The sequence below is a fragment of the Rhodococcus sp. CX genome (genome assembly GCF_015865005.1).
Taxonomy (GTDB): Bacteria; Actinomycetota; Actinomycetes; order Mycobacteriales; family Mycobacteriaceae; genus Rhodococcus.
Window position 1 is genome coordinate 39730 of the sequence record NZ_JADZGH010000264.1, and the last position, 4055, is coordinate 43784.

Consider the following 4055-nt stretch of genomic DNA (forward strand, 5'->3'; position numbering starts at 1 on the left):
CCGGTGCGACGGTGCTGTTCCTCGCGACCGGCGCCCTCGGCTCCGAGGAGCTGTCCACGTCCGGGAATCCGCTCGTCGAGGCGCTCGGCGACACCGGCGCGGCCAAGGTCGTCAACTACATCGGTCTCGCCGGGCTGATCGCGAGCTTCTTCTCGATCATGTACGCGTATTCGCGTCAGACGTTCGCGCTCTCGCGGGCGGGCTACCTCCCGACGAGCCTGTCGGTGACCAACAGGCGCAAGGCGCCGATGCTCGCGCTGATCGTCCCCGGCGTCATCGGCTTCGCGCTGTCGTTGACCGGCGAAGGTGCGATGCTGTTGAACATGGCAGTGTTCGGGGCCGCTCTGAGCTATGTGCTGATGATGGTGAGCCACATCGTGCTGCGCGTCCGCGAACCCGGCATGCCGCGTCCGTACCGCACGCCCGGCGGCGTGGTCACGACATCCTTCGCCCTGGTCGTCGCCGCGATCGCGGTCGTCGCGACCTTCCTGGTCGACCCGATCGCCGCACTGTGGACCCTCGGCGCCTTCGCCGCGTTCATGGCGTACTTCGGGCTCTACAGCCGGCACCGGCTCGTCGCGAACTCCCCGGACGAGGAATTCGCCGCCCTCGCTGCCGCGGAGGCCGAACTGAAGTGACGATCTACACCCGGCAGCTCGCCGGCACGACCTACCGTTTCGACGGCCTCGTCGACCTGCTCGCCAAGGCCACCCCGCTGCGGTCCGGCGACGAATTGGCTGGGTGCGCAGCCGAATCCGACGCCGAACGCGGCGCGGCGCAGTGGGCGCTCGCCGAGGTCCCGCTCGACCGGTTCCTCACCGAGACGGTGGTGCCGTACGAGTCGGACGAGGTCACCCGGCTGATCCTCGACCGGCACGACCGTGACGCGTTCCGGCCGATCGCGCACCTGACCGTCGGAGGCCTGCGCGACCGGTTGCTCACCGACGCCACGGCCCCCGACGCGGCCGACACGTTCGCCGCCCTGGCGCCGGGCTTGACACCCGAAATGGTCTCTGCCGTCAGCAAACTCATGAGCAATCAGGATCTCGTCGCGGTGGCCCGCGCGGTCACCGTCACGACCGGGTTCCGCACGACCGTCGGCCTGCCGGGCCGCCTCGCGACCCGCCTGCAGCCCAACCATCCGACCGACGACCCGCGCGGCATCGCCGCCGCGACCCTGGACGGGCTGCTCATGGGTTGCGGCGACGCCGTCGTCGGTGTCAATCCGGCGTCCGATTCCCCGCAGGCCACCGCGGATCTGCTGCATCTGCTCGACGAGATGCGGCAGCGTTTCGCGATTCCCATGCAGTCGTGTGTGCTCTCGCACGTCACCACCACCGTCGGGTTGATCGAGGCCGGCGCCCCGGTCGATCTGGTGTTCCAGTCGATCGCCGGCACCGAGGGAGCGAACACCGGTTTCGGGGGTGAACCTGTCGATGCTGCGGGAGGCGCACGACGCGGCACGTTCGCTCGGGCGCGGCACCGTCGGCGACAACGCCATGTACTTCGAGACCGGTCAGGGCTCGGCGTTGTCCGCCGGTGCGCACCTCGGTACCGGCGGCCGCCCGGTCGATCAGCAGACCCTCGAGGCCCGCGCCTACGCGGTCGCGCGAGAGTTCGATCCGCTGCTGGTCAACACGGTCGTCGGGTTCATCGGGCCGGAATATCTCTACAACGGGAAACAGATCGTGCGGGCCGGCCTCGAGGACCACTTCTGCGGCAAGCTGCTGGGCCTGCCGATGGGCGTCGACGTCTGCTACACGAACCACGCCGAGGCCGACCAGGACGACATGGACACGCTGCTCACGCTGCTCGGCGTCGCCGGCGTCTCGTTCGTGATCACGGTGCCCGGCGCCGACGACGTGATGCTCGGCTACCAGTCCCTGTCCTTCCACGACGCCCTGTACGTGCGGCGGGCCCTCGGGTTGCGGCCTGCCCCGGAATTCGAGCACTGGCTGCGCGGACTGGGCATGGCCGACGACGACGGGAGGATCCTGCCGGTCGACCCGGCCGCCTCCCCGCTGCGTGCACTCACCGGTGGTGCCGCATGACGGCGGACTTCTGGGGACCGCTGCGCGCGGTCACGCAGGCGCGCATCGGACTCGGGCGGGCGGGCGACGGTGTCCCGACCGCGCGGATGCTCGAGTTCCGGGCCGCGCACGCCGCTGCCCGCGATGCCGTGCACCAGCCGCTCGACGTGGAAACCCTTGCCGCGCAGATCGACCGGGTGGGGATCGGCACTCCGGTGGTGGTGCGCAGCCGGGTCCGTGACCGTGGCGAATACCTGCGGCGGCCCGATCTGGGCCGGATCCCCGACGACCTCGGCGACGTTCCCGCGACCGGCGCGGACATCGGCATCGTGCTCGCCGACGGACTGTCGCCGCGTGCGCTGGCCGAGCACGGTGCGGCGCTCGTCGCCGCGATCGTCGCCGCCCTGCCGCGGCACCTGACGGTGGCGCCCCCGGTGATCGCGACGTCGGCGCGGGTCGCGCTCGGCGACCACATCGGTGCGGCCCTCGGTGTCCGCACCGTGCTGGTGGTGATCGGGGAGCGGCCGGGGCTGTCCGTGGCCGACAGTCTCGGGGTGTATCTCACCCACGATCCGAAGCCCGGCCGGACGGACGCCGAACGCAACTGCGTGTCCAACATCCATCCGCCCGGCGGGCTCGGCTACGACAGTGCCGCCCGGGTCGTCGCCGGTCTGGTCGACGGCGCGCGACGACTGGGCCGGTCCGGTGTCGAGCTCAAGGACACCTCGCGTGCCGTCGGACCGGGGGAGACCGTCGCCGGATCAGTTGCCGGTGAGTAGCCGCTCGAGGTCGTCGAGAACCCGCATGGCACCGGTGGGTCCGAGGCCCAGGAACCACGTCTCGTCGCTGACGGCCACGGCCTTGCCGTTCTTCACGGCTTCCAGGTTCGCCCACAGCGGGCCGCCGACGACCTCGGCCTGTGCGTCCTGCGCGCCGTAGTTGGAGTAGAAGACCCAGTCGCCGTCGGCTTCGGTGATCGTCTCCGGGCTGATCTCCGCGGCGAGTTCGTCGATGTTCTGGATCTCGGGGCGGCGCAGGCCCACGTCCTGCAGGATCACGCCGATGAACGACTTGTTCGCGTAGAGCCGGATCTTGCCGGACATGAAACGCACCAGCGAGATGCTCGGATCACCGGAGATCGCGGCGCGCACCTCGTCGGCACGGGTCTGGTACGCGTTGAGCTGCGCTTCCGCGGTGTCCTCCTCGCCGAGCGCGTCCGCGACGAGCAGGAAGTCCTCCTTCCACGGGAAGCCGGGGCGGATCGCCAGCACGGTCGGGGCGATCGTCGACAGCTGCGGGTACAGCTTGTCCACGCGCAACTTGCTGCCGAGGATCAGGTCCGGCTTCAGCGCGGTGATGGCCTCGAGGTCGAGGTTGTTGATGGTGCCGACGTCGGCGACGCCGTCGAGCTTGTCGGCGAGGTAGGAGGGCTGCCCGGCGGCGCCTTCGGGGCTGGCAAGGCCGACGGGCGTGACGCCCAGCGACAGCACGGCGTCGAGTTCGCCGCTGTCGAGGACGACGACGCGCTCCGGCTTCGCGGGGATCTCGACTTCGCCGAGGGCGTGGGTGACGGTGCGGGGGAACCGGCCCGGGGCGGCGTCGCTGCCGAGCTTCGCGGTCTCCTCGTCGGCTGTGGAGAACAGTTGGCCGCCGGTGGCCACGTCGGTGTTGCCGGCGGCCGAGCCGCTGCTGCCGGGGTCGGTGCCGCCGCACGCGGTGAGAGCGAAGGTGAGCAGGAGGGAGGCGGCGACGAACCGGCCGCGGGTGGAGCGAATACGCATGGATGCGGAGCCTATCCTAACTCCATCGTCCCGGGGCGGGCCGTGAACGCCGAGGTCGGGTTCTGTGCACCCGCACCCCGTGGGCGAGAATCGAGGCACCGTCCGACCGGGCGGGACGGACCCGCCCGCGGGCCGGGCGATGAGGAGTGGGATATGGCGTTCGCAGGAAATGTCGACGAGCTGGCGCTGCTGCAGACGGTGTCGTTGAAGAAGGCTGTCACCGCGGAGGTGATCGCCGCTCACC

The 4055-nt window shown here is 70.7% G+C and carries 3 protein-coding genes and 1 pseudogene; 3 read left to right on the forward strand and 1 reads right to left on the reverse strand.

Features of this window, described 5'->3' with window-relative positions:
- The 3 genes and pseudogenes from I0Q12_RS34305 to eutC all read left to right on the forward strand — a co-directional run.
- Positions 1–638 (forward strand): amino acid permease (locus I0Q12_RS34305; protein ID WP_231611691.1); only part of this gene is annotated, 638 nt, incomplete at its 5' end.
- Positions 635–2051 (forward strand): annotated as a pseudogene (locus I0Q12_RS29535) (ethanolamine ammonia-lyase subunit EutB). The gene I0Q12_RS34305 and the pseudogene I0Q12_RS29535, both read left to right, overlap by 4 nt.
- Positions 2048–2809 (forward strand): ethanolamine ammonia-lyase subunit EutC, encoded by a 762-nt coding sequence (eutC, locus tag I0Q12_RS29540; RefSeq protein WP_197257319.1) that lies wholly within the window; start codon positions 2048–2050, stop codon positions 2807–2809. Before I0Q12_RS29535 ends, eutC begins: the two are co-directional and overlap by 4 nt.
- On the opposite strand, the gene I0Q12_RS29545 is transcribed toward eutC, so the two are convergent.
- Positions 2792–3811, reverse strand: a complete 1020-nt coding sequence (locus tag I0Q12_RS29545) for an ABC transporter substrate-binding protein (RefSeq protein ID WP_197257321.1) — start codon at positions 3809–3811, stop codon at positions 2792–2794. The genes eutC and I0Q12_RS29545 overlap by 18 nt on opposite strands.
- Positions 3812–4055: the final 244 nt, after the last annotated feature.

Coding starts and splice junctions, on each gene's coding strand:
- I0Q12_RS29545 (WP_197257321.1), bottom strand. CDS start 3,811: ATGCGTATTCGCTCCACCCGCGGCCGGTTCGTCGCCGCCTCCCTCCTG.
- eutC (WP_197257319.1), top strand. CDS start 2,048: ATGACGGCGGACTTCTGGGGACCGCTGCGCGCGGTCACGCAGGCGCGC.